The organism is Desulfosporosinus sp. I2 (assembly GCF_000960765.1).
In the GTDB taxonomy this organism is placed as follows: domain Bacteria; phylum Bacillota; class Desulfitobacteriia; order Desulfitobacteriales; family Desulfitobacteriaceae; genus Desulfosporosinus.
Map to the genome: position 1 here is coordinate 12,204 of NZ_JYNH01000026.1, position 22,086 is coordinate 34,289.

The 22,086-nt window shown below is 44.9% G+C and carries 16 protein-coding genes and 1 pseudogene; 2 read left to right on the forward strand and 15 right to left on the reverse strand.

The window, feature by feature from the left end:
• Positions 1-2: 2 nt before the first annotated feature.
• The 7 genes from UF75_RS08645 to UF75_RS08675 form a co-directional block, all read right to left on the reverse strand.
• Positions 3-1,769, reverse strand: coding sequence for a B12-binding domain-containing radical SAM protein (locus UF75_RS08645; RefSeq protein ID WP_045574207.1), 1,767 nt, complete (start codon positions 1,767-1,769; stop codon positions 3-5).
• Positions 1,770-2,031: 262 nt separating this feature from the next.
• Complete coding sequence (locus tag UF75_RS08650) at positions 2,032-3,036, reverse strand: polysaccharide deacetylase family protein (RefSeq protein WP_242860170.1); 1,005 nt, start codon at positions 3,034-3,036, stop codon at positions 2,032-2,034.
• A gap of 197 nt (positions 3,037-3,233) precedes the next feature.
• Entirely contained in the window at positions 3,234-4,232 is a 999-nt protein-coding gene (locus UF75_RS08655) for an alpha-hydroxy-acid oxidizing protein (protein ID WP_045574208.1), read from the reverse strand.
• Between the two features lie 80 nt (positions 4,233-4,312).
• Entirely contained in the window at positions 4,313-5,125 is an 813-nt protein-coding gene (locus tag UF75_RS08660; protein WP_045574209.1) for a Cof-type HAD-IIB family hydrolase, read from the reverse strand.
• 77 nt (positions 5,126-5,202) lie between these two features.
• Positions 5,203-8,019 (reverse strand): excinuclease ABC subunit UvrA, encoded by a 2,817-nt coding sequence (gene uvrA, locus UF75_RS08665; RefSeq protein ID WP_045574210.1) that lies wholly within the window; start codon positions 8,017-8,019, stop codon positions 5,203-5,205.
• Positions 8,020-8,218: 199 nt separating this feature from the next.
• On the reverse strand, positions 8,219-10,258 hold the full coding sequence (gene uvrB / locus UF75_RS08670) for an excinuclease ABC subunit UvrB (RefSeq protein ID WP_045574211.1): 2,040 nt from the start codon (positions 10,256-10,258) through the stop codon (positions 8,219-8,221).
• 472 nt (positions 10,259-10,730) lie between these two features.
• Entirely contained in the window at positions 10,731-12,119 is a 1,389-nt protein-coding gene (locus UF75_RS08675) for a sugar ABC transporter substrate-binding protein (RefSeq protein WP_045574212.1), read from the reverse strand.
• A gap of 145 nt (positions 12,120-12,264) precedes the next feature.
• Between UF75_RS08675 and UF75_RS08680 the strand changes: the two genes are divergently transcribed.
• Complete coding sequence (locus UF75_RS08680; protein WP_045574213.1) at positions 12,265-13,107, forward strand: HDOD domain-containing protein; 843 nt, start codon at positions 12,265-12,267, stop codon at positions 13,105-13,107.
• A gap of 12 nt (positions 13,108-13,119) precedes the next feature.
• Here the strand turns inward: UF75_RS08680 and UF75_RS08685 are convergent, their stop codons facing one another.
• Positions 13,120-14,154: a hypothetical protein gene (locus UF75_RS08685; protein WP_045574214.1), complete on the reverse strand. Its 1,035-nt coding sequence runs from the start codon at positions 14,152-14,154 to the stop codon at positions 13,120-13,122.
• A 113-nt stretch (positions 14,155-14,267) separates the two neighbouring features.
• On the opposite strand from UF75_RS08685, the gene UF75_RS08690 reads away from it, so the two are divergent.
• The gene (locus UF75_RS08690) at positions 14,268-14,570 is read left to right on the forward strand and encodes a hypothetical protein (protein WP_045574215.1); all 303 of its coding nucleotides are present in this window, start codon (positions 14,268-14,270) and stop codon (positions 14,568-14,570) included.
• Here UF75_RS08690 and UF75_RS08695 read toward each other — a convergent pair.
• The 7 genes and pseudogenes from UF75_RS08695 to prfB form a co-directional block, all read right to left on the reverse strand.
• Positions 14,563-15,744 (reverse strand): S41 family peptidase, encoded by a 1,182-nt coding sequence (locus UF75_RS08695; protein WP_045574216.1) that lies wholly within the window; start codon positions 15,742-15,744, stop codon positions 14,563-14,565. The two genes, UF75_RS08690 and UF75_RS08695, sit on opposite strands and share 8 nt — an antisense overlap.
• Positions 15,745-16,016: 272 nt before the next feature.
• Positions 16,017-17,156 (reverse strand): M23 family metallopeptidase, encoded by a 1,140-nt coding sequence (locus UF75_RS08700; protein WP_045574217.1) that lies wholly within the window; start codon positions 17,154-17,156, stop codon positions 16,017-16,019.
• 112 nt (positions 17,157-17,268) lie between these two features.
• Positions 17,269-18,159 carry a permease-like cell division protein FtsX gene (ftsX, locus tag UF75_RS08705; RefSeq protein WP_045574218.1) on the reverse strand — a complete coding sequence of 297 codons (891 nt, stop codon included), beginning with the start codon at positions 18,157-18,159 and terminating at the stop codon, positions 17,269-17,271.
• The gene (ftsE, locus tag UF75_RS08710) at positions 18,149-18,835 is read right to left on the reverse strand and encodes a cell division ATP-binding protein FtsE (RefSeq protein ID WP_045574219.1); all 687 of its coding nucleotides are present in this window, start codon (positions 18,833-18,835) and stop codon (positions 18,149-18,151) included. Before ftsE ends, ftsX begins: the two co-directional genes overlap by 11 nt.
• A 224-nt stretch (positions 18,836-19,059) precedes the next feature.
• Positions 19,060-20,004: a transketolase C-terminal domain-containing protein gene (locus UF75_RS08715; protein WP_045574220.1), complete on the reverse strand. Its 945-nt coding sequence runs from the start codon at positions 20,002-20,004 to the stop codon at positions 19,060-19,062.
• Positions 19,997-20,827, reverse strand: a complete 831-nt coding sequence (locus UF75_RS08720) for a transketolase (RefSeq protein WP_045574221.1) — start codon at positions 20,825-20,827, stop codon at positions 19,997-19,999. The genes UF75_RS08715 and UF75_RS08720 overlap by 8 nt, the downstream gene beginning before the upstream one ends.
• 94 nt (positions 20,828-20,921) lie before the next feature.
• A pseudogene (gene prfB, locus UF75_RS08725) lies at positions 20,922-22,027 on the reverse strand (peptide chain release factor 2).
• Between the last annotated feature and the right edge of the window lie 59 nt (positions 22,028-22,086).

Below are 22,086 nucleotides of genomic sequence, written 5' to 3' on the forward strand. Positions count from 1 at the left end.
ATTCAACCTTTGTACTGGTAAGCCTTTACGTTCCCCTGTTGATAGTAGAAAAGATACCAGCATGGTCTTGAGGATTGACCGACATGCACTATATCAGTCGTGAAATAGGCGACTGCCGTGTTGCGGATCCACTGCCGCCGGTCCATTTGACCGAGCTCCGGAATTACTGTTTTCCAATAAGCATCTCTTCGAATCTCTTCCTGAATTATTCTCCAGGAATCTGCCGTATCTCCCCACTCCAGACTGTATTCTAGGTCAAGATAGTCGGGAATGAGGTTCGGACGTTCCCACAGATAGTAATCAAATCGTAGGGCATCTCGAATTTTAGACCAAGAAAGGCCTTCACAAGGATCTTTTTGAGTTTGGAATTTCTGAAGAAATTCCCAAAGTTTATCAAAGAGGGCTTTGCCCTGCCACTGACGCTTAAACCAACCACGTTGCTGCCAAAGTTCTGCAAACTCATGATAAAAGTCAAACGGTGTTGGGAATAGCTCAGTGATTTCGCGTAAGGCGTGTAAAAACTTCCCTGAATTATAATATTTATCGAGGACCTCTTCGATGCGATGTAATTGAAGTATTTCGCTATGTGACAAAACCGAGGTCTCTAAAATTGTATAAGGTGGATCTGGTGTAAATACGAGACCATAGCGCTCGCTTTGCTGACGTAGCCCAGATCCTTTAAGTACTTTTAAAAATCCTAGCTGAAGCATATCTGGCTTAACTGTGTAAACATCGTTAAACGAGGTTCGGAAGTTTGTCCAGTTTTCGAGGGGCAACCCAGCAATCAAATCAAGGTGAAGCGGAATCCCCATGGTTTGAATTTTGGGGATGAATTTGTTCCATTTTTCAAAGTTTTGAGGTCGTGATACAATCTCCAAAGTCGGTGGGTAGGTTGACTGTACGCCAATCTCTAATTGGAGCAATCCTGGCGGGTAGTTTCTAAAATAATCCAGCCATTCTTCATTTAATAGATCCCCTGCCATCTCACAGTGAACCCTTATTTTTAGGGCATCCGGGTGCTTCTCACTCTCTTCTCGTACAATGTCCAAAATGTGCATAGCATGATGTTGATGCGCATTAAACGTTCGATCTACAAACTTAATAATACGGGCGCCCTTTTCCAGCAAGTGCCGAAACATCCAGCGGAACCTCTCGGGTTCCAAAAATCGAACCCCCCGGAAGGTTGAGGACAAGCAGTACTGACAGTTAAAAGGACATCCTCTCGTTGTTTCAACATAGACAAGCCGTCCTGTAAAATCTTCTACCTCCGCATAGGGAAAGGGTAGCTCGTTTAGATCGAGAGGATTTGCACAGGTAGCATTAACAACAACTTTCTCAGGCTCTCTCCATGCTATGCCTAGAACACTAGAAAGATCACGACCCTCTTGCCATGTCTTTAGTAACTCTAAAAAAGCTCGTTCCCCTTCTCCGAGAACAAGGGCATCCACCTCGGAATGCATGGATAGAAACTCTTCGGCCCCGAACGAAACTTCCGGGCCACCCATCACAAACTTTACATCTGAACAGACCGGGCGGAGTTTCCTAACGACCGCCATGATTTCCTTCAGATTCCAAATATAACATGAAAAGCCAACGACATCGGCCTTGGCTTCATAGATTTCCCCTGCAATTCGATCTAAATGATCGTTAATGCTAAATTCCATGAGCAAACTATCAGGAAAATCAGCGCGTATCCCTTCCCGCAAATAGCGAAGGGCTAGATTTGTATGGACATATTTTGCATTGAGGGCCACCAAGAGAATACGCAATAACAAAAACCCCCTTCTCCTTAAGTATAGCGGTTTAGCGCCTCTAATGCAATTCTTGTGCCAGTTAGCACAAGTGAAGCAACTTTCCTGTTTCCTATAACCTAGATGATCATAGTCTAGCAGTGCACTTCGGAAGAACTACCCTTATCCAATTATTGTATATAACTTTGAATAGTTATATACAATGCAGGTGCTTCCCCCATTAAAAAGATACCTATAGAATCTATAGATATCTTTTTAAAGAGATACAATTGCAGACAACTTAGCTATTAAATCCACCCGGAAAAAGGATCGGAGCAACCTTTTGTGTAATTACCCCGAAGGAAAAACCCTGCTGTTTGAGGTAATCAACAATCTTTGGTAGAGCATCAACGGTAGTGGTCTTAACTCCGGCATCATGCATCAAGATAATGACCCTCGATTTACCAGGCACTTGGGTTTGGATATTTTGAATAAGTTGGTCTGCCGGGACGAGAGGGGCTGCTGCATCTCCACTGCTAACATTCCAGTCATAGACTAAGTAATCTGCAGCATCGAGTGTGTTGTAATAATTCACATGGAAATGCCCTTGTGTTCCTCCAGGCGCGCGAACAATTCGTGGGCGAACTCCAATCGTCTTAAAAATAACTTCTTCCGATTGTTTAATTTCTGCTAGGAAAGTTTCCGGACTACGATAAACCGAGTGATAATCATGGCTGTAGCTATGGTTACCAATTCCCTGTCCTTGCTCATATTCTGCTTTCAAGAGGTCAGGATGCCGCGCTACTTGACTTCCCAATACAAAAAATGTTGCTTTGATATCCTCATCCTTTAGAATCTTAAGGATGCGGGGGGTCGTTTCTGGATAAGGACCGTCATCAAACGTTAAGTAAGCAATTTTTTCTGGCTCGACATCAAACACTCTCAAACGCATAGCTAGCCCTGGTGCACTCGGCGGAGTTCCATCTAAACCATAAAACGGATGAATTGGAGTATCGGGAGGGGACTTAGGAGGCACGGGGAAGGTCGGGGTTTCATCAGCCTTTTTCTCTGTTATTGGTTCTGTTGTTGGGGCTGGTGCTGTTGTTGGTGCTAAAGATTCAGGAATAGCTGTATCCTTCCCCTCATTTGTTATCCCTGGCTCTTGGGGAGATTTAGCAGCCTTTCCTAAAGAGGGAACTGAATCCATAGTAAGATAATCCTGTTGGCAACCACTAAGAAATAGACTCATTAAAATCATCAGCATCACGAGGGTTACGTGCCACACTCGCCAATGTATTGTCAGCACTTTTCGTTCCCACTTTCTCGATATTCGAGGTTCGTTGTTCGTTTACGTGGTTCAACTTTCGAATATAGCGTCATCGTGCATCTAACCCTAATTAGGGCAACCTATATTCCATGGTGTACGGCTGACGTGAATAGCTTCCTCTAATTCTATTCTGTCATTCGCGAATAGTGCTTGGACCGATATTTTTTATTATTAGATCAATACAGCACATCCATGTTAATATCATCAAGCGTTGAACAACCCGTAAGAATCATGGCCTGTTTTAGTTCATTGGACATTCTCCTAAGAACTAAGGAGACTCCCTCTGCGCCTCCACCATACCCAGCAATAACTAGAGGTCTTCCGATCATAACTGCATCTGCGCCTAATGCTAACATCTTTAAAATATCAACACCCGTTCGGACTCCCCCGTCAACGATTACCGGAATTCGTCCATCCAAAGCCGCAGCGATTTCTGGCAGAACTTCAGCAGTTCCAGGAGTATGATCGAGTACCCTTCCACCATGATTAGAGACTACAATCGCCGCAGCTCCGACTTCAAGTGCTATTTCCGCTTCGCTCACCGTCATGATTCCCTTAATGATAAACGGCAAAGAGGTACTGGAAATAATTTCTTTCATTTCTTCTTTACTCTTTGGGCCAACTTTAATAGTGACTAGGCCGGCAGCATCTATATCCATGCCCACAGCCAAAGCTCCTGCCTCCTCAGCTCGACGGAGAGAGTTAAGAATCTCATCCTGATTCCGCGGTTTCATGAAGGGGATGCCTTGTCCTTGAGCTTTTGCAATAACATCAACCCCTGCCAGATACATCGCCGGATCTGGTGCATCTCCAGTACACCCCAACGCTCCTGATGTTAAACAACCCTGAATCATAGCTTCAGCCCATTCATCTTCGTTTAGGGCTCCACCCATGTTGAAATTATTCCCAGTAATAGGTGCCCCGAGAATTGGAGTTTTAAGTTCTTGACCAAAGAGTCTGATCTGTGTATCGGGATGTGTGGCACTATGCAACGTCCTCATATTAATGCGAAAAGCTGCTAAAGCCTCAACATTGTTTCTAAACGATGCCCCCGTTCCCATTCCGCCCATGCCTGGCACCTCCCCAGCACAGGCCTTACCATTACACTCTGGACAAACCCGACAATATCCCTTGAGCTTTTCCCGTGCTGTTTGGCGAAGAGTTTTTATATTCATCCGATAATCCTCCGATCAATTTCGATGTTCGATATTCGAGGTTCGAAGTTCGATTTTACTAACTCACTACTTATAAACCTTCAACCATCCATTCCGAGCACATATCGTTCAATGGCCTCTGCCACTCCATCTTCTTCATTTGAAGCAGTAACGATATCCGCCAGCTCTTTTATTTCGACGCGAGCATTTCCCATTGCTACACCCATACCCGCATATTGAATCATTTCTAAATCATTAAAGCTATCCCCAATTGCCATAACCTCCTCTTGAACGATTCCGAACTGTTTTGCCAAAGCGGCTAAAGCAACGCCTTTATTGACTGAGCACTCGGTTATTTCTAGAAAATGGGGTTTCGATTTTGTGATATGGACCTTTTTACCGTAGCCTTGCTTCAAATAAAGAGCCAACTGGTCAAGCACGGCTTCCTCTCCAATCAGAAGAATCTTCTCCACACCTTCGGGTTCTTGGGAAAGCAAAACTGATAGATCCCTCTCTTCAATGTGGACACTTGCGATCTTAGCATACTCGCGAGACCATTCATTCAGTTGTGACGCAACAACACGGTCTTTGAGGTACACTTGACCATAAATACCACGTTTTGCAACATCCTCGACGATTTCAGCAGCGAGTGCACTTGGAATAACTCTCCTAAACAGGATTTCACCACTTAAAACCTGCTGGATCATCGCCCCGTGGTAGGTGATGACTGGAACATCGACCCCTAGTTGCAGAGCGTAAGGGCGTGTAGAAATGGGCATTCGCCCGGTAGCAATCGTCATTTTAACCCCTCGTGCTTGAGCTTTTTGAATGGCTTTTACTACTCTTGGGGAAATTGTCCAATCATCCCTAAGCAATGTGTCATCAAGATCCATGGCGACTAAACGAATCGTCAAAACTCTTTCACTCCTTAAGTAATACCGAAGAACGGCAATTATTTCACGAGTCTAGGTGTACAAACCTTACCTATCCACTAATCTAAATAACGTTTTAAATACTGCCCTGTATAAGATGCTGGGAAAGCAGCGACATCCTCTGGGGTCCCCACTGCCAATACCTCTCCCCCCCGATTTCCGCCCTCAGGACCGAGGTCAATCAGCCAGTCCGCTGTTTTTATTACATCAAGATTATGCTCAATCACGAGCACAGTATCTCCCCCATCAACTAGACGGTGCAACACATGGAGGAGTTTATCAATATCAGCCGTGTGCAGGCCTGTTGTAGGTTCATCAAGAATATAAATCGTCTTCCCCGTACTGCGTCGGCTTAACTCCGAAGCCAGCTTAATGCGCTGAGCTTCTCCTCCAGATAAGGTAGTTGCGGGTTGACCCAGACGGATATAACCAAGCCCTACATCTTGGAGAGTCTGGAGTTTCCGAGCAATCTTCTGAACTACTTGGAAGAACTCCACCGCTTCGTCCACGGTCATATCAAGAACTTGGGCAATGGTTTTCCCTTTATAGTGTACTTCCAAGGTCTCCCGATTATAGCGTTTTCCCTCACAAACTTCACAGGGAACATAAACATCTGGCAAAAAATGCATCTCAATCTTGATGATTCCGTCCCCACGACAGGCCTCGCACCGACCGCCTTTGACATTAAAGCTAAACCGCCCTTGCTTGTACCCCCGCATTTTTGATTCCGGAGTTATAGAAAAAAGCTCTCTAATAAAATCAAAAACACCTGTATAAGTTGCAGGATTGGAACGAGGAGTCCGCCCGATGGGAGACTGATCAATATCAATCACTTTTTCTAGATGCTCTAGCCCTTTCATGTGCCCAAATGCCCCAGGCCGAACCCGAGCACGATTGAGATTGGAGGCAAGGCTCTTATAGATAATTTCATTGACCAAGGTACTTTTGCCTGAACCCGAGACTCCTGTCACACACGTAAATAAGCCCAAAGGTATCTGCACGTGGACATTTTTGAGGTTATTTTCTCGTGCATCAAAAACCTCAAGCCACTTTCCATTCGGTTGCCTACGCTCTTTGGGAACAGCAATCTCTTTAGTACCGTTCAGATATTGTCCAGTTATTGATTCCTTATTGGCCTTGATTTCCTCAATAGGTCCTTCAGCAACGACTTGCCCCCCATGAGCCCCAGCTCCAGGTCCGATATCAATAATATGGTCTGCGGCAACCATCGTATCTTCATCATGCTCTACAACGATCAGAGTGTTCCCGAGGTCCCGTAAGCGTTTTAGCGTAGAGAGCAAACGGGCATTATCCCGTTGATGAAGTCCAATACTCGGTTCATCTAAAACATAGAGTACCCCCATCAGACTTGACCCAATCTGAGTCGCCAAGCGAATCCGCTGGGCCTCCCCTCCTGAGAGCGAACCAGCTGCCCGTGCCATAGTCAGGTAGTCCAATCCCACATTCATTAAGAAGCCAAGTCTCTCTCTGATTTCCTTGATAATTTGGTGAGCAATCGTTTCCTCTTTAGGCGTGAGAATGAGTGAATTGACAAAGTTTATGGCTTCTGAAATCGATAGGCGGGATAAATCATCGATCGAGATCCCACCTACCTTGACTGCTAACGCTTCAGGTTTCAGACGTTTCCCCTGACAGTCCGGACAAGGGTGTTCGCTCATATAGCCTTCGATTTCAGTTCGAACCATATCTGAAGTTGACTCCCGATACCGGCGGCCGAAATAGGGAATTAGGCCTTCGAAGTTGGTGTTATAGGTTTTTAGCTGATCAAAAATATTTTGATATTGAAAGCGTATCGGGGTCTCGGTTCCATAGAGCAACCCCTTCCATTGGCGTTCATTCAAATCTTCTAAGGGGGTATCCATATCAAAGTTAAGATTTTGGGCCACGGCTTCCATCATTCTCGGATAATAACTAGACGTTGATTTAGCCCATGGCGCAATGGCTCCTGCCCCTAGAGACAGGGCACGATTCGGGATCATCAGGTCAATGTCTACGACGAGATTTGCTCCTAAGCCTGTACACGCCGGGCAAGCCCCATAAGGACTATTAAAGGAAAATAGACGTGGGGAGATCTCTTCAAGGGCGATCCCACAATCCGGGCAGGCAAAGTTTTCACTAAAGCGTAACTCCTCACCCTCCGTAATATCGGCAATGACATTCCCCTCTCCAAGTTTAAGCGCTGTTTCCAGGGAATCTGCCAAACGTTCAGCACTCCCTGGTTTTAGAGAAATGCGGTCAATCACAACTTCAATAGAGTGTTTTTTAGTTTTTACGAGTTCAATCTCCTCATTGAGATCCCTTGTCTCTCCGTCCACTCGAACCCGCACATATCCCGCCTTACGGGCATCTTCAAAAACCTTTTGATGTTCTCCCTTTTTCCCTTTAATAAGCGGAGCTAATATTTGGAGTTTAGTCCGTTCCGGAAAACTCATTAATTGATCCACCATTTGCTGAACAGTTTGCTGAGAAATTTTCCGACCACACTTTGGGCAATGAGGATGTCCGATCCGAGCATAAAGCAAACGAAGATAATCGGAAACCTCCGTCGCGGTACCGACCGTTGAGCGAGGGTTGCGGTTAGTTGTCTTTTGGTCTATAGAAATCGCTGGGGAAAGCCCTTCGATGGAATCCACATCTGGTTTATCCATCTGCCCTAAGAACTGCCGTGCATAAGCTGAGAGAGATTCTACATAACGCCGCTGTCCCTCAGCATAAATTGTATCGAACGCAAGGGACGATTTTCCTGAGCCAGAAAGTCCTGTGATGACCACTAATTTGTTACGAGGAATATCAATATCGATGTTTTTTAAATTATGAGCGCGTGCTCCACGCACGCGTAAGTAATCTTGGGTCATGGTTGGCCTCCTAAGTGTAATGGGGATCAAGTTTCGACTTGAGTCGAGCATTTACGGTATAATGATATATCTACTATCATTATACAACTGTTCCTCGTTTATTGCACCGTTTGGTATCCTCAAAGGAAAAGCTCCCCATACTTACTTAAGGGAGCTATCCACTGTTCTTCTTCGAAGATTGACCGCACGGGTGATTTCCTTAAACCCGTTTTTTCTGGCCCTTATGATCATACCGAGTATTTCTTTTACTCTTGCCTTGCTGAGTTGTCATTTTATATTTATTTTCTTCCCCCTTTAGCTCAATCATGGCATCCCGGATTTCGGCTGCTCGCTCAAAATCCAGATCTCGTGCGGCTAAGCGCATTTCATCCTCTAAGCTCTTAATAAGTTGTGCAAGCTCTTCAGGTGGGAGTTTTGTGCCATAGGCTTGTTTCAATTCTGCTACTTTCGTAGCCTCTGGGGCTTCATGAACAGCCTTACGAATCGTTTGAGGAACAATCCCCATTTTTTCGTTATGGGCCATTTGTATTGCACGACGTCGGTTCGTCTCATCAAGGGCGTTCTGCATTGAATGGGTGATCTTATCTCCATACATGATCACCTTACCTTGGGCGTGGCGTGCAGCTCGACCGATGGTTTGAATTAGAGAACGATCAGACCTGAGGAATCCCTCTTTATCGGCATCCAGAATTGCCACTAGGGAAACTTCTGGTAAGTCTAATCCTTCCCGCAAGAGGTTAATGCCAACCACGACATCAATATCCCCTAGGCGAAGTTCTCTTAGGATTTCTACCCGTTCAAGTGTTTTAATATCTGAATGGAGATACTTAACCTTTATTTCTAGGTTTTTAAAATACTCTGTGAGATCTTCAGCCATCTTCTTCGTGAGCGTTGTAACAAGGATCCGTTCATCTCTTGCGATCCGTACCCTAAGTTCTCCCAGCAAATCATCGATCTGGCCTTTCGTTGAACGGACAATAACCTCAGGATCCAACAACCCTGTAGGTCGGATGATCTGCTCTACAACTGTTGGGCAGTGGGCCATTTCATACGGCCCCGGTGTAGCACTAACGTAAACACTTTGCTTAATCGTCTGCTCAAATTCAGCAAATTTCAGGGGGCGGTTATCTAGCGCAGAAGGAAGACGGAAGCCATAGTCTACAAGGGTAGTTTTACGTGACCGATCCCCTTCAAACATCCCTCTGACTTGGGGAAGAGATACATGGGATTCATCAACAAAAAGGATAAAATCCTCAGGAAAATAATCCAGTAAGGTGTAGGGGGTTTCACCAGGCTCTCGAAACGTTAAGTGACGAGAATAATTTTCAATCCCGTTGCAAAAGCCCATTTCTCTGAGCATTTCTAAATCATAGCGGGTTCGTTGTTCAAGTCGCTGCATCTCTAAAAGTTTATTCTCAGCTTCCAAAACTTTCAGTCGTTCGTCTAATTCTTTCTCAATATTTTCTGCAGCTTCCATAACCTTTTCCTGTGCCGTTACATAATGTGAATTTGGGAAAATTGAGACATGATACCGCTCCCCTAAGATCTCCCCAGTGAGCATATTGATCTCATAGATGTGTTCAATTTCATCTCCGAACATATCCACTCGAATTACTCGTTCACTAGAGGCAGCTGGATAAATCTCGACGACATCCCCTCGAACACGAAACGTTCCTCGAGTAAACGCAATATCATTTCGATCATATTGAATGGCGATTAGTTTTCGCAGAATCTCGTTACGATCAATAACTTGTCCTTGGCGTAACGAAAGGACAAGGTCGCGGTAATCCTCCGGAGAACCTAAACCGTAAATGCAAGAAACACTGGCCACTACAATCACATCACGACGTTCGAGCAGTGAAGCGGTCGCCGAATGGCGTAATTTCTCGATTTCTTCATTGATCGAGGCATCTTTTTCAATAAAGGTATCACTGGAAGGCACATAAGCCTCCGGTTGGTAATAATCATAGTAACTCACAAAATATTCCACAGCATTCTCCGGAAAATACTCTTTGAATTCACTATAAAGTTGGGCTGCTAAGGTTTTGTTATGGGCAAGAATCAGGGTTGGTCTTTGTAATTTCATAATAATATTCGCCATCGTGTATGTTTTACCTGATCCTGTAACTCCCAGTAATGTTTGGTGGTTCTGGCCTCTACTCAGCCCAGCAGCCAAAGCTTCAATGGCTTGAGGCTGATCCCCGGCAGGTTGGTAGGGGGCATGTATGCGAAATTCCATGCTCCGCCCTTCCTTTCGATTAATAAATTAATTGATTGATTGATTTTATTTTACATCTATGACCTTATTTATACAAATTATAAATAGTTCAACTGTTAATAAGTTTAATAAAGAAAACCTGGCTGGCGCCCACGAAGACACTGTCTTCGCGCGAATTAACCTTCTCGCAGACACTGTCTTCGCACGAATTAGCCTTCTAGTTAGCCTTGGCGAAGGCGGCCGGTCGAATGCTAAGCCATCCATGGCGCATTCGACACTAGACACGTCCTGTGTCGTCGCCTTAGTTGCCCTTATGCGCTGGCCATGACTCGAACAGGACGTTCGAGATTAGAGCGCCGCCAAGGATGGCAAGGCGCCGTGATGGCGGGAAGGGACCTTCCAGAAAGTATATAACGAAGTTATACTTTCTGCCTAGTACAAAAAAGCCGAAACTATTTTTCGGCTTATTACCCAGAGTTTATTCTACCTCTTTTTACTCTTTTTGATCCTTTGCTTTATCCTTTGCTTTATCCTTTGTTTCCCCTCCTTGATCTGATGTTTTGTCTTTTGACTGCTCCATTTGTTGTTTTATCATATCCGATGGCACTGTCTTGACTTGTTCATTAACAGCTTTTTCTGTCCCAATAACTTTGCCTTGGGTATCTAGATATTCTCGGGTCGTTTCTGTTTTTACCCGTTCCGTAACTTTATCTGCTCCTGCAGGGATAGTACTTGAAGCTTTTTTATCTTCGGAACTTCCCTGAGCCTGCTTAGCAGTGCCCTGGTCTTTAGCTTCTGTGCCTTTATCAGTCCCTTTGTCAGTCCCTTTGTCGGTCCCTTTGTCTTTGCTTTGAGAAGCTCCAGCTGACTCTTTTTGCTTTTTATCCTGTTCTGCACTTTTCATGGTTTGGGTGTAACTCTTTTGGATAATTGCAATATTATCAGGAGTAACCGCCTTAACAGGAATAATTTTGGCTGGAATTTCTCCTTGCTCACCAGTAATGGAGTTATTCACCTCTATGGGTTCCTTTTTAATAATCTTTTGGGCCCATTGATAAGCGTTCGCACCCTGTAAATAGGGTGACGTATCAATATCTCCCATTTGTGAACCACTAGACATTCGTTCTAAAGATGTGAGACTGGCTTGTCCTCCTACGAGACTTATTTTTTTGTCTAATTGGGCCTGTTTTAAGACTTCATTTGCTTGAGCCGCTAATTTTTCCGTATGGGCCAAAATTCCTTGAACCTTGTCAGGGTTTTTCTGAAGGAAATCCACTAGGCCTGTTCGAGTTGCCGATTCAGAACCAGGAGTACTTGCAATGGTGTGAACTGAAATTTTGGGGTACTTGCTCAAGACCGCTTTATTCCCGGCTAAGCGCTCTTGAGATCCGCTTTCACTGGGATCTCCTTGCAAAATTACAACTTGCCCTTCCGTTACTTTAGTAACCAATGTCTGGGCCATAATCTCACCTGTTTTTTCCTGATCCGGAATAATAATTCCTTCGGGCTTTACTCCCGAAGGAAGTTGAGATAAGGCTAAAATTGGGATTTTTTCCGTTTGAGATTCCTGTAAAACACTCGAATCTCCCCCTTGATAAATCAGAACCTTTGCCCCCTGCAAAGGAGATTTGGTTCCGGATTTTTCATCCATATATATCACTTTTGCGTTTTCTTTCTTAGCAAGATCTTCGATCCCTTTGGAGATTAGCAATTTGTTGGGATCGTCTTCCTTTAGCGAAACTGCAATAACAGTTTGATTTTCCGCCTTTTTTGTTGACGTTTTGCTTTTATTTTTTCCTAAAAGGTCTTGTAGACCACAGCCAGTTACGGTTAAACTAAGACAAAGAGTTATAATTAATAAGAATTGTAATTTCTTAAACATATTTCACGCTCCTTTCCGAACTTGGTGTTTATTCTTTAAGTTAGTTTTCCCTCATTGCCTTAAAAAATGCGGATAAGAAATGCATGTTTTGACGTGATTAATCTGTCCTTACTCAAATCATTGATTAAATAAAGGAGGGCCTTATTTGCCTATCAAGCTTGAACAAATCTTAAAGCGGGTTCAATCTCTGCCCCCTCTGCCAACGTCTGCTTTGCGAGTTATTGCTTTAACCAAAAATCCTAGTACTTCCGTAAAAGACCTTGAGTCTGTAATTGCTCAAGATCCAGCTCTTACAGCCGGTATGCTACGCCAAGCAAATTCTGCCTATTACGGCTATGCGCGGCGAATCTCTTCTCTTCAGGAAGCCATTGTCTTGCTTGGTTTCCAGGTAACCCAAGGTTTAGCAATGGCTTCCGCAGTCGCCCCCTTACTGAGGACTGACCTTGTAGGGTACGGGATCGAACAAGAAGGTCTCTGGAAGCATTCCATGCTAACTGCTATGACAGCGAAACGTCTATGTCAACACCGGAAACTTCCATACGGGGATGTTGCCTTCACGGCAGGCTTACTTCATGATATTGGCAAGCTCGTTATCTCTATCTACGTCCAAGAAATAGGTGACTTTCTTTTAGAAAAAGTGAACGAAGCCAAGTTTACTTATGTAGAGCTTGAGGAAAAAGTGATCGGTTTCAATCATGCAACCGTTGGTGGATTTCTAGCTAAAACATGGTTCCTACCTGAGATTCTCGTGTCTGCTATTTCCAACCACCATGCCCCTTCCAACGCACAAAGTTATGGGGAACTCTCTTGCGTTATTCACGTTGCTAACGGCCTGGCCAGTTTACTTGGGATTGGGGGCGGTGTGGATAGTTTTCTAAATCCTATACAGCAAGACGCTCTCGATCGATTATCCCTCAACGAAAACGACCTTGAACTACTCATGGCAGAGCTCGGAGAATTTATTGTCGATCCAACCCTATTTAATTGATGGATTTCGTCATTAAGTTTTCTTTTGTAAATTGCCCAAAATTTGATTTAATATAGTTTCCCTATAGCTATCTAATTGATCAAAATTTACTGTCTCCATATAGTGCCCTTTTAATTCAGCCCTATGCGTTTGCCAAGACGCTAAGGTCTCAACTAATTTTTTGCTGAAAGGTCGATCTAATCCTTGGTCTTTTAAGTTTTCTGGATTACCTTGCCAAATTGCCAGATGCCTTTCAGGGAATACTATTCCAATTACTTCATCTGGATTAAGCGGATGCAAAACAATATCAATTCTCTGTCCTAATTGCTGGGCTTCACGCAAAACCCAATCTAGGGCATCTAACGTTTCTTCTCCCTCCAACCGGATTTGATCAAAATCCGCCAAGAAGTAGGGTGCGAGATTAAGCCACCCTTCTGCTGTTAAACCGTGTAAAAAATAAGGATTTACGACGCTTTTTTGCAAGAGCCTAAGTGCATTTTTGGCAAGAGGCCAAGGACCAGTGTGCTCCTTCTTTACTTTAAGATGGGCAGAATTCCCCAATATCCAAGAAAGGTCTTCTCTTTCTAGTGGGAGCTTTCCTGGCCTATTCCCGATCAATACTCCCAGCTCTGCCGCCAACTCTTCTTCCAAAATCATTTGAAGCTCCTGAAGTTGATTTTCAAGCCTTAAAATCGTGGTACGCTGCTTCTCTAAGTTTAATTCGCTGCAAAAAACATTAAAATCAATAAAATTCTCGACAACGCCTGGCGCACGCCAACGTAGAGGAGAAACCTCCATTGCATCCAGCATGGCTAAGCCTTTCCTCGGCATGATAAACCCTGCCATTGAATCCGGATCTCGAGCTGAACGCAAAAAATCAATGTCATACCCGCGGTCCAATAATTCCAAACCAATAACCTTGATTAGCGTAGATTTTCCGGTTCCTGGACCACCTAGTAAGATATAAGCCCGTTGCCAGCTTGGCATCATGTTTGGTAATAGAGATATATAGCCCCTTGTGGTGATTCCTTCGGCGAAGTAATGTCGCACCCCGGTCTTACTTCTCATGCTGGTTACCCCCGTCGCTTTTTAATGATCAGCGTAGTCTATGCAACAACGCTTGCGACGGCTACTAAAATCGAGATTCGAGGTTCGAGGTTCGATATTCGAATAAAGAAAACTTGGCTGGCGCCCACGAAGACACTGTCTTCGTACGAATTAACCTTCTCGCAGACACTGTCTTCGCACGTATTAGTCATTCTGTCAGCCTTGGCGAAGATGACCGCCTTAGTTGCACAATATGCGCTGGCCATGGATGGCCGAGTGTCCCTGTAGCCATGGACGGCGAGAAGGGACCGCTGGCCATGGATGGCTGTAGCCATGGACGGCGAGAAGGGACCTTACCAGACGTTTATACTTTGATGTACAAGAAAAAAGACACGCTCAGTTTGCTTGAGCGTGTCTTCCTTAGTTTAATTATTTAAGTTTTCCTTGTAAGGTTTGAAGAGCTTTCTGAAGTTGTGGATCGAAATTCGTATCCTGGGGGGAGATTGTGGCTGGTTGACCTTTGTTAAGTTCAACTTTAATATCCGGTTCAATCCCCTTTTTGTGAATATCCACCTTATTAGGCGTCAAGTATTTGGCGGTTGTCAATTTGACGCCAGTCCCCATATCTAAGGGGAATATAGTCTGTACAATCCCTTTGCCAAATGTTTTAACTCCGACAAGAGTAGCCGTCCCTTTGTCTTTAATAGCACCAGCTACGATCTCAGCAGCTGAAGCGCTTTCTTCATTGACCAGTACGACCATTGGCATTCCCAAATAGGTTCCTGTCGACATTTTAGTATCAACGTTGCCTTGTTTATCCACGATATAGACCACTGGGCCCTCTGGGATAAAGTAACTGGCGACTTGAACAGCTGCATTGAGTTCTCCGCCATGGTTATATCTCATATCCAGGATAAGCCCTTTGAATTTCTTGATGTCCATAGTGTTCAAGGTGTCTTTGAGCTCAGTCCCAGTTTCTGAACCAAATTGAGAAATGCTAATATAGGCGATATCCGAATGCCCTGGTAAAGCCTGCCCATCAACGGTCGGAACGGTAATATTTTCTCTCGTCAAACTTACCGTGAAGGTCTTATTGGTACTCTCCCTATATAACGCCAAATTAACTTTTGTTCCAGGATCCCCTCGCATTAAACCCACTGCTTTATCTTGCTCCATTCCGGCAGTCTCAGTATCATCTATCTTACTGACAACGTCACCTGATTGGATACCTGCCTTGCTAGCCGGGGAATTCTTGATAGGGCGTAGAACGACAAGTTTCTTGGGGTCTTTTAGGCTTAGGACAATGCCAATGCCGCCAAATTTACCCTCCAATATTTGGAATAGTTCTGTGTATTCCTTGGTATTCATATATGTCGAGTATGGATCACCTAGTACTTCGACTATACCCTTTGTCGCGCCCTCTACCAGCTGAGTTGTTGTCGCGTTTTCTAAGTAATCATGGCGAATTAGCTGAACGACTCGCACTAAGCGCCCCAAATTATCTACGTTAGCGATAACTACTCCACCGACTAACGTAGTAAACAGTACGGAAAAGATTAGAAATACAACCCCGACGTGTTTAGCTACTCTTTTTATGTTCCACTCCTGCAATCCAGTAACTCCTCTCCTTCTTGCACTATTGCACTAGTCAAAAAGTTTAACTTTCTGACTCCATAAGTACAACTAGACAACCCTTCGCAAAGGGTCCCTTCTCGCCGTCCTTGGCCAGCGGTCCCTTCTCGCCGTCACGGCGCCTTGCCATCCATGGCGGCGCTCTAATCTCGAACATCCTTGTTCGAGTCTTGGCTTCAGGGACACTCGGCCATGTTTTTTTTGACTTGTCTATTATATGCTTAATTCTTCGTAGAAATACTGCTTATCCGTCAGTTTGGAAAATACTGCAAAGGATCCGTAGGATTTCCGCTAACCCGAACTTCAAAATGCAGGTGTGCGCCTGTACTCCACCCTGTTGACCCAACAGCCCCAATGACTTGATCCGCTTTGACGGAGTCCCCTTCACTGACATCCAAGCGCGACTGATGCCCATAGAGTGTCGATATCCCACTGCCATGATCAATGATCGTCATATTTCCATAGGCAGTATTCCAACCGGCCATAATCACGACACCTGCTCCTGCTGCATGAATCTGTGTCCCTGTTGAAGCAACTATATCCGTTCCAGTATGTAAACTTTTTTTATGAGTGATGGGGTGAGTACGCCAACCAAAGGGACTACTAATTTCATAATGATCTGGCAATGGCCAAGTGGGTATTGCTCCATTCCCCTTCCCTGACTGTCCAGCTTGTAATTTGCGGATTTTCTCTGTCAAAGCTTTAGACTCAGCTTCCAAGCGGTCAATGTCCTCAAAGGCTGCTTGTTGAGCCTTCTCATTTTGATCTAAAGCCTCACGTTGTTGGGATTTCTTCTTTTCGAGTTCTGCACTGGCTGAGGCGGCCTGATTTTGGAGTTCTGCGGCAAGGTCTCTTTGGCGTTGCAAATCTCGTGTTTTTTGTTCGATATCGATTTTCTGCGACTCAATATCTGTCAAGAGCTGCCGATCATTAGAGACTAATTTTGAGAAATACTCCATTCGCGTAATAAAATCGCTAAGGTCAGAGGACTGAAAGAGTAGTTCCAATTGGCTAATCTGACCACTTTCATAGATTCCACGTGCTCGTTTGCCCAACGCTAGACGTCGGTTCTCCAGTTCCTTTTGTTTTTGTTCCAACTCAATCTGCACTGCAGCCACCTGCTTTTGTGCTTGGGCATAAGCAACCTGCCTCCGACCTAAATCCGCTTGCACTTGAGCAACTTGTGTTTCGATTTTAGTCAGCTGGGCCTTCATATTATCAGAAGAATAGGTTAGCTTGTTGAGCTGCTTTCGTGCTTGATCTTTCTGATCTTGAACCTCTTTCTGCTGTTGAAGATTTTCTCCTAGTTGATCGGCACGGGAAGGCAGTGCCCACGTCCCAAGCAAAAGAAGGCTAACTACAACAGTTGGTATGACTTTCTTCCCGAACAAACGACCCCTCCGTTCTTAAGGTTCCTATAACCTTTTTAACACAAGAGCATTACATCAAAAGGCCTAAAATAGTTCCCCAAAAAGTACCTAACTTGTTCTAAACTCGCCCACCCTAAGCCCGAAGGAATTTCTGCAAGGAAATCGCGCTTCCTAGGGCACCCATGGCCATTCCCGAAAGCAAAAGCCCGAACGTTACTTGGCGAAAGAGGACAGCATTCTGGACAACAGGTAAAAAGGTCAACTTGGATAGTACATACATTGCTATAGAATTATAGCCCATACCCACTATACCAGCAGCCATTGCTCCTCCAACAAGGCCTAATGCCAAGCCTTCGATCAGAAAGGGCCACCGAATAAAGCCGTTACTGGCGCCCACCAATTTCATAATCTGTATTTCACGGCGTCGGGAAAAGACATTCATTTTAACGTTAATGGAAATAAGCACAATTGCCGCGACGCTAAAAGCGGCAACCACACCAAAGCCAATCCATCTTAGCCATTGGGTGAATTTCAAGAGTTGATCGACAAATCCCTGTCCATAGCGCACTTTATCAACCTCAGGTAGTGCGGCAACAACTTCAGCAAGTGCAACGACATTTTGCGGATCAGTTGCTTTAACCGTCAGCTTATCCGGAAAAGGGTTGCGTCCTCCTAGATCAGCCAAGAGATTACTTTGGGTACCGCCCAATGTTTTGCCGAAATCTTGGAGTGCTTCTTCCTTTGTCACAAGGGTCACTGAAGCAACACCAGGCATCTCTAAAATCTGGTTTCTCAAAGCATCTACTTGGGAAGAAGTAGCATTGTCTTGCACAAATGTGGCAATTTCCAGTTCAGATTCAAATGATTCCGCCATATTTGAAGCGTTAGCAAGGAAAAATATCGAGAAACCAAGGATGACCAACGAAACCATGACGGTTATAACTGAGGCAATGCTCAGCCAAGGATTGCGTTTCATGGAGTTAACTGTCTCACGAAGAATGTAACGAGAGGAATTAAGTGTCATAGCCGTACCCTCCCTTTTCCTCGTCACGAGCAACCTTTCCATTTTCTATGGCAATAACCCGTTTTTGCATTTTATTGACAATCGACTTAGCATGGGTAGCCATGACTATAGTTGTCCCTCGTTTATTAATATTATAAAGCAAATCCATAATATCCCACGCAGTATCTGGGTCGAGATTACCCGTTGGTTCATCGGCCACTAAGAGAGCCGGATTATTAATAATTGCCCGGGCAACACAAACACGTTGTTGTTCTCCACCAGACAGCTCATGCGGATAAGAAGTCTCTTTAGACGCCAGACCCACCAGTTCTAACGTGGCACGTGTACGACTTCGCACCTCACGCTTGACCACACCGATCACTTCAAGTGCGAAAGCAACATTTTCAAAGACGGTTTTATTGGGTAATAACTTAAAGTCCTGAAAGATCACGCCAATATTACGTCTTAAATAAGGTACTTCCCGTTCTTTCATGCGCACCAGATTTTTGCTATTAATCTGGACTTGTCCTCTTGTCGGGCTTTCTTCGCGATACAGTAATCTTATCAGCGTCGATTTACCAGCCCCACTGGGACCTACCAGAAAAACAAAGTCCCCTTTGCCAATTTTAAGGTTGACATCGACAAGGGCTCTGGCACCGTTCGGATAAATCTTGGACACATTTGTCAATTGAATCATACTGTCCTCCTTGATTTTCGCACGCTCCGCCCTTATTTCCCCATAACCCTTATTTAATTCGACACGAGCCGTGGATTTCCTCTCTGTAAATTCAAACATTCGTTGTTTTGTATAAGGCTAAAGGCAGAGTCTTTTTGGATATAGCAACAAAGAAGGAACCGGCATTATCCAAAAATGCTGGTTCCTTCTTATTAGATCGAACTAGTCAAAAGTCTCTGAGGAAATTAACGCTGCTTTTTAGCAAGGACTTCATGCACAGCTTTAACTAACTCCGCCTTTGTTAAACCGTATTTTTCAAGGAGCTCCAATGGTCGCCCTGACTCTCCGAATGTGTCTTTAAGTCCGACGCGCACTATGGGTGTAGGCTGTTTTTCCCCTAGTAACTCTGCAACCGCACTTCCCAATCCACCGATAATGTTGTGTTCCTCCGCTGTCACGACGGCCTTGGTTGTTTTCGCAATCCGTACAATCGTTTCTTCATCCAGTGGTTTCACCGAAGCGACATTGACCACACTGACACTTACCCCCTGGTCAGCAAGCTCAGCGGCTGCTTCCAAGGCCATAGACACCATCACTCCGTTGGCCATGATAGCGACATCTGTCCCCTCTTTAAGGACATTCGCCTTTCCAATCTCGAACCGATATTCTTCCCCGAAAAGTAACGGAACATCTAAGCGTCCCATCCGAATGTAAACAGGACCCTTGTATTGGGCAGCAGCCAAAACCACTTGACGAGTTTCCTCTCCGTCAGCGGGGACAAGAACCACCATGTTTGGAACTGCACGCATTATAGCCACGTCTTCGATAGCTTGGTGAGATCCACCGTCCTCCCCGACTGTTATTCCAGAGTGGGTAGCCGCAATTTTAACATTTAATTTAGGATAAGCAATTGAATTGCGAATTTGTTCAAAGGCCCGTCCAACTGCAAAAATTGCAAACGTGCTGGCAAAAGGAATTTTGCCTGCTGCAGCAAGGCCTGCTGCTGTCCCTAAAAGATTTGCCTCAGCAATACCCATATTAAAAAAACGTTCAGGATATTTTTTGGCAAAGTCAGCCGTTTTAGTTGACTTCGACAAATCGGCATCTAATACTACGACGTTAGGGTTTTCAGCCCCCAAAACCAGAAGGGCCTTACCATACGCTTCGCGGGTCGCTACTTTATTAGCCAAGGTTCGTCGCCTCCTCCCGTAATTCTTTAAGCGCTTGTTCGCCTTGTTCAACAGAAGGAGCATTTCCGTGCCAACCTGCTTGGTCTTCCATGAAGGAAACCCCTTTGCCTTTCACTGTCTTAGCAATGATAATAGTCGGTCTTCCCTTAACCGTTTTTGCCTCAGCAAAGGCTGCTAGTAAAGCATCGATATCATGTCCATCAACTTCAATAACATGCCAACAAAAGGCCCGCCACTTTTCTGTCAGCGGAGCGGAACACATGACACTGTCTGTTGCACCATCAATTTGTAAGCCGTTAAAATCTAAAACGGCGGTCACATTATCTAGCTTATAGTGAGCAGCTGCCATAGCAGCTTCCCAAATTTGACCCTCTGCCATTTCACCATCACCAAGCAAAGCAAACACTCGATAATCTTTGCCATCTAACTTTCCAGCCAAAGCCATTCCATTGGCAGCTGAAAGCCCTTGTCCTAAGGAACCCGTGGACATGTCCACCCCTGGGGTCTTTCTCATATCCGGATGTCCCTGGAGCATATGCCCCGTTTGGCGAAGCCCTTGTAGCTCCTCCTTTGGAAAATAGCCCTTCTCTGCGAGTGCGGAATAAAGTACGGGAGCTGCATGCCCTTTGGAAAGGACAAAGCGGTCCCGATCTGCCCAGCGCGGATCCTTGGGGTTAATTCGCATTTCGTTAAAGAATAACGTTGCCACGATATCTGCAGCAGATAAACTTCCACCGGGATGCCCTGATTTGGCAGTTACAAGCATGGAAATAATGTCTTGACGAATAACATTGGCCACTCGCTTCAGTTCAATTGTGGTCAAGTGATCCCCTCCTTAAGCTTATATGATTTGTCTATGTCACTAGGTATTTAATCCCCACTTCATAAGTATAGAGTCAACGTATACTTTAACCATTTCACTGCACAATTTTTGTTTTTTGCAGGAAAGCAGCAATAAAAGCGTCAATTTCACCATCCATCACGGCCGATACATTTCCAGTTTCCACATTAGTGCGATGGTCTTTGACTAGGCTGTAAGGATGAAAAACATAAGACCGGATTTGGCTTCCCCAGGCAATCTCTTGTTGCTCACCGCGAATTTCGGAAATCTCAGCCTCTTGTTCCCTGCGTTTGAGTTCCAGTAACTTCGCCTGTAAAACCCGCATAGCCGCGGCTTTATTTTGGGGTTTGTGAACGCTCACTCTGACACTGAACCACGGTCCCAGATGGCAAATGCGTAATCCGTATGGCAGAATCGGTCTTATTGACGTGTTGTCCACCTGCTCCGCCGGATCGATATGTATCAATCCTTAAGTCTTCAACATCAATGGTTATCTCGTTATCCTCAGTTACTTCTGGTATTACATCAACGGAAGCAAATGAGGTGTGACGGCGTCCTGACGCATCAAAGGGTGAAATTCGCACTAACCGGTGCACGCCCTTTTCGGACTTTGCATATCCGTACGCATTTTCTCCGTTGAAGGACAGTGTAGCACTCTTTATTCCCGCTTCCTCACCCGGTAAAAAGTCCAAGGTCTCCACTTTATAGCCGTGACGTTCTCCCCAACGAATATACAACCGGTAGAGCATTTGCACCCAATCTTGAGCCTCCGTGCCCCCTGCTCCAGCATGAAGGGTTAAAATAGCATTGTTTCGATCATAGGGACCTGCCAACAGTAATTCCAGTTCCAAATCCTCAAACCGCTGTTGCAGCTTCCTTACCCCTTGTTCAATCTCTGGTTCAAGGTTTACATCATCTTCCTCAGTCGCCAAAAGCCAAAGAGTAGCGGTCTCTTCAAGTTCATCCTCTAACACCTGAAAAATCTTGACCTTACTTTGATGAAAGGCTAGTTCTTGCATAATTTTTTGAGCATTGACTGGGTCATCCCACAAATTAGGACGATGAAACTCCCCCTCTAGAAGACTAATTTTCTCGATACGCTGAGCAACGTCAAAGGGAATCCCTCAAATCTGCCAAGCTCAATGATAACGTTTCCAGTTCCTTTTTCCAATCAGAAAGCACTCTATTCACCCTTCCAAAACCTATTCACGTTGAAAAACTCTATTCCCAAACCAGTGCCC

Coding starts and splice junctions, on each gene's coding strand:
- UF75_RS08675 (WP_045574212.1), bottom strand. CDS start 12,119: ATGTTTAAGAAATTACAATTCTTATTAATTATAACTCTTTGTCTTAGT.
- ftsE (WP_045574219.1), bottom strand. CDS start 18,835: ATGATTCAATTGACAAATGTGTCCAAGATTTATCCGAACGGTGCCAGA.
- UF75_RS08685 (WP_045574214.1), bottom strand. CDS start 14,154: ATGAGAAGTAAGACCGGGGTGCGACATTACTTCGCCGAAGGAATCACC.
- uvrB (WP_045574211.1), bottom strand. CDS start 10,258: ATGGAATTTCGCATACATGCCCCCTACCAACCTGCCGGGGATCAGCCT.
- ftsX (WP_045574218.1), bottom strand. CDS start 18,159: ATGACACTTAATTCCTCTCGTTACATTCTTCGTGAGACAGTTAACTCC.
- uvrA (WP_045574210.1), bottom strand. CDS start 8,019: ATGACCCAAGATTACTTACGCGTGCGTGGAGCACGCGCTCATAATTTA.
- UF75_RS08655 (WP_045574208.1), bottom strand. CDS start 4,232: ATGAATATAAAAACTCTTCGCCAAACAGCACGGGAAAAGCTCAAGGGA.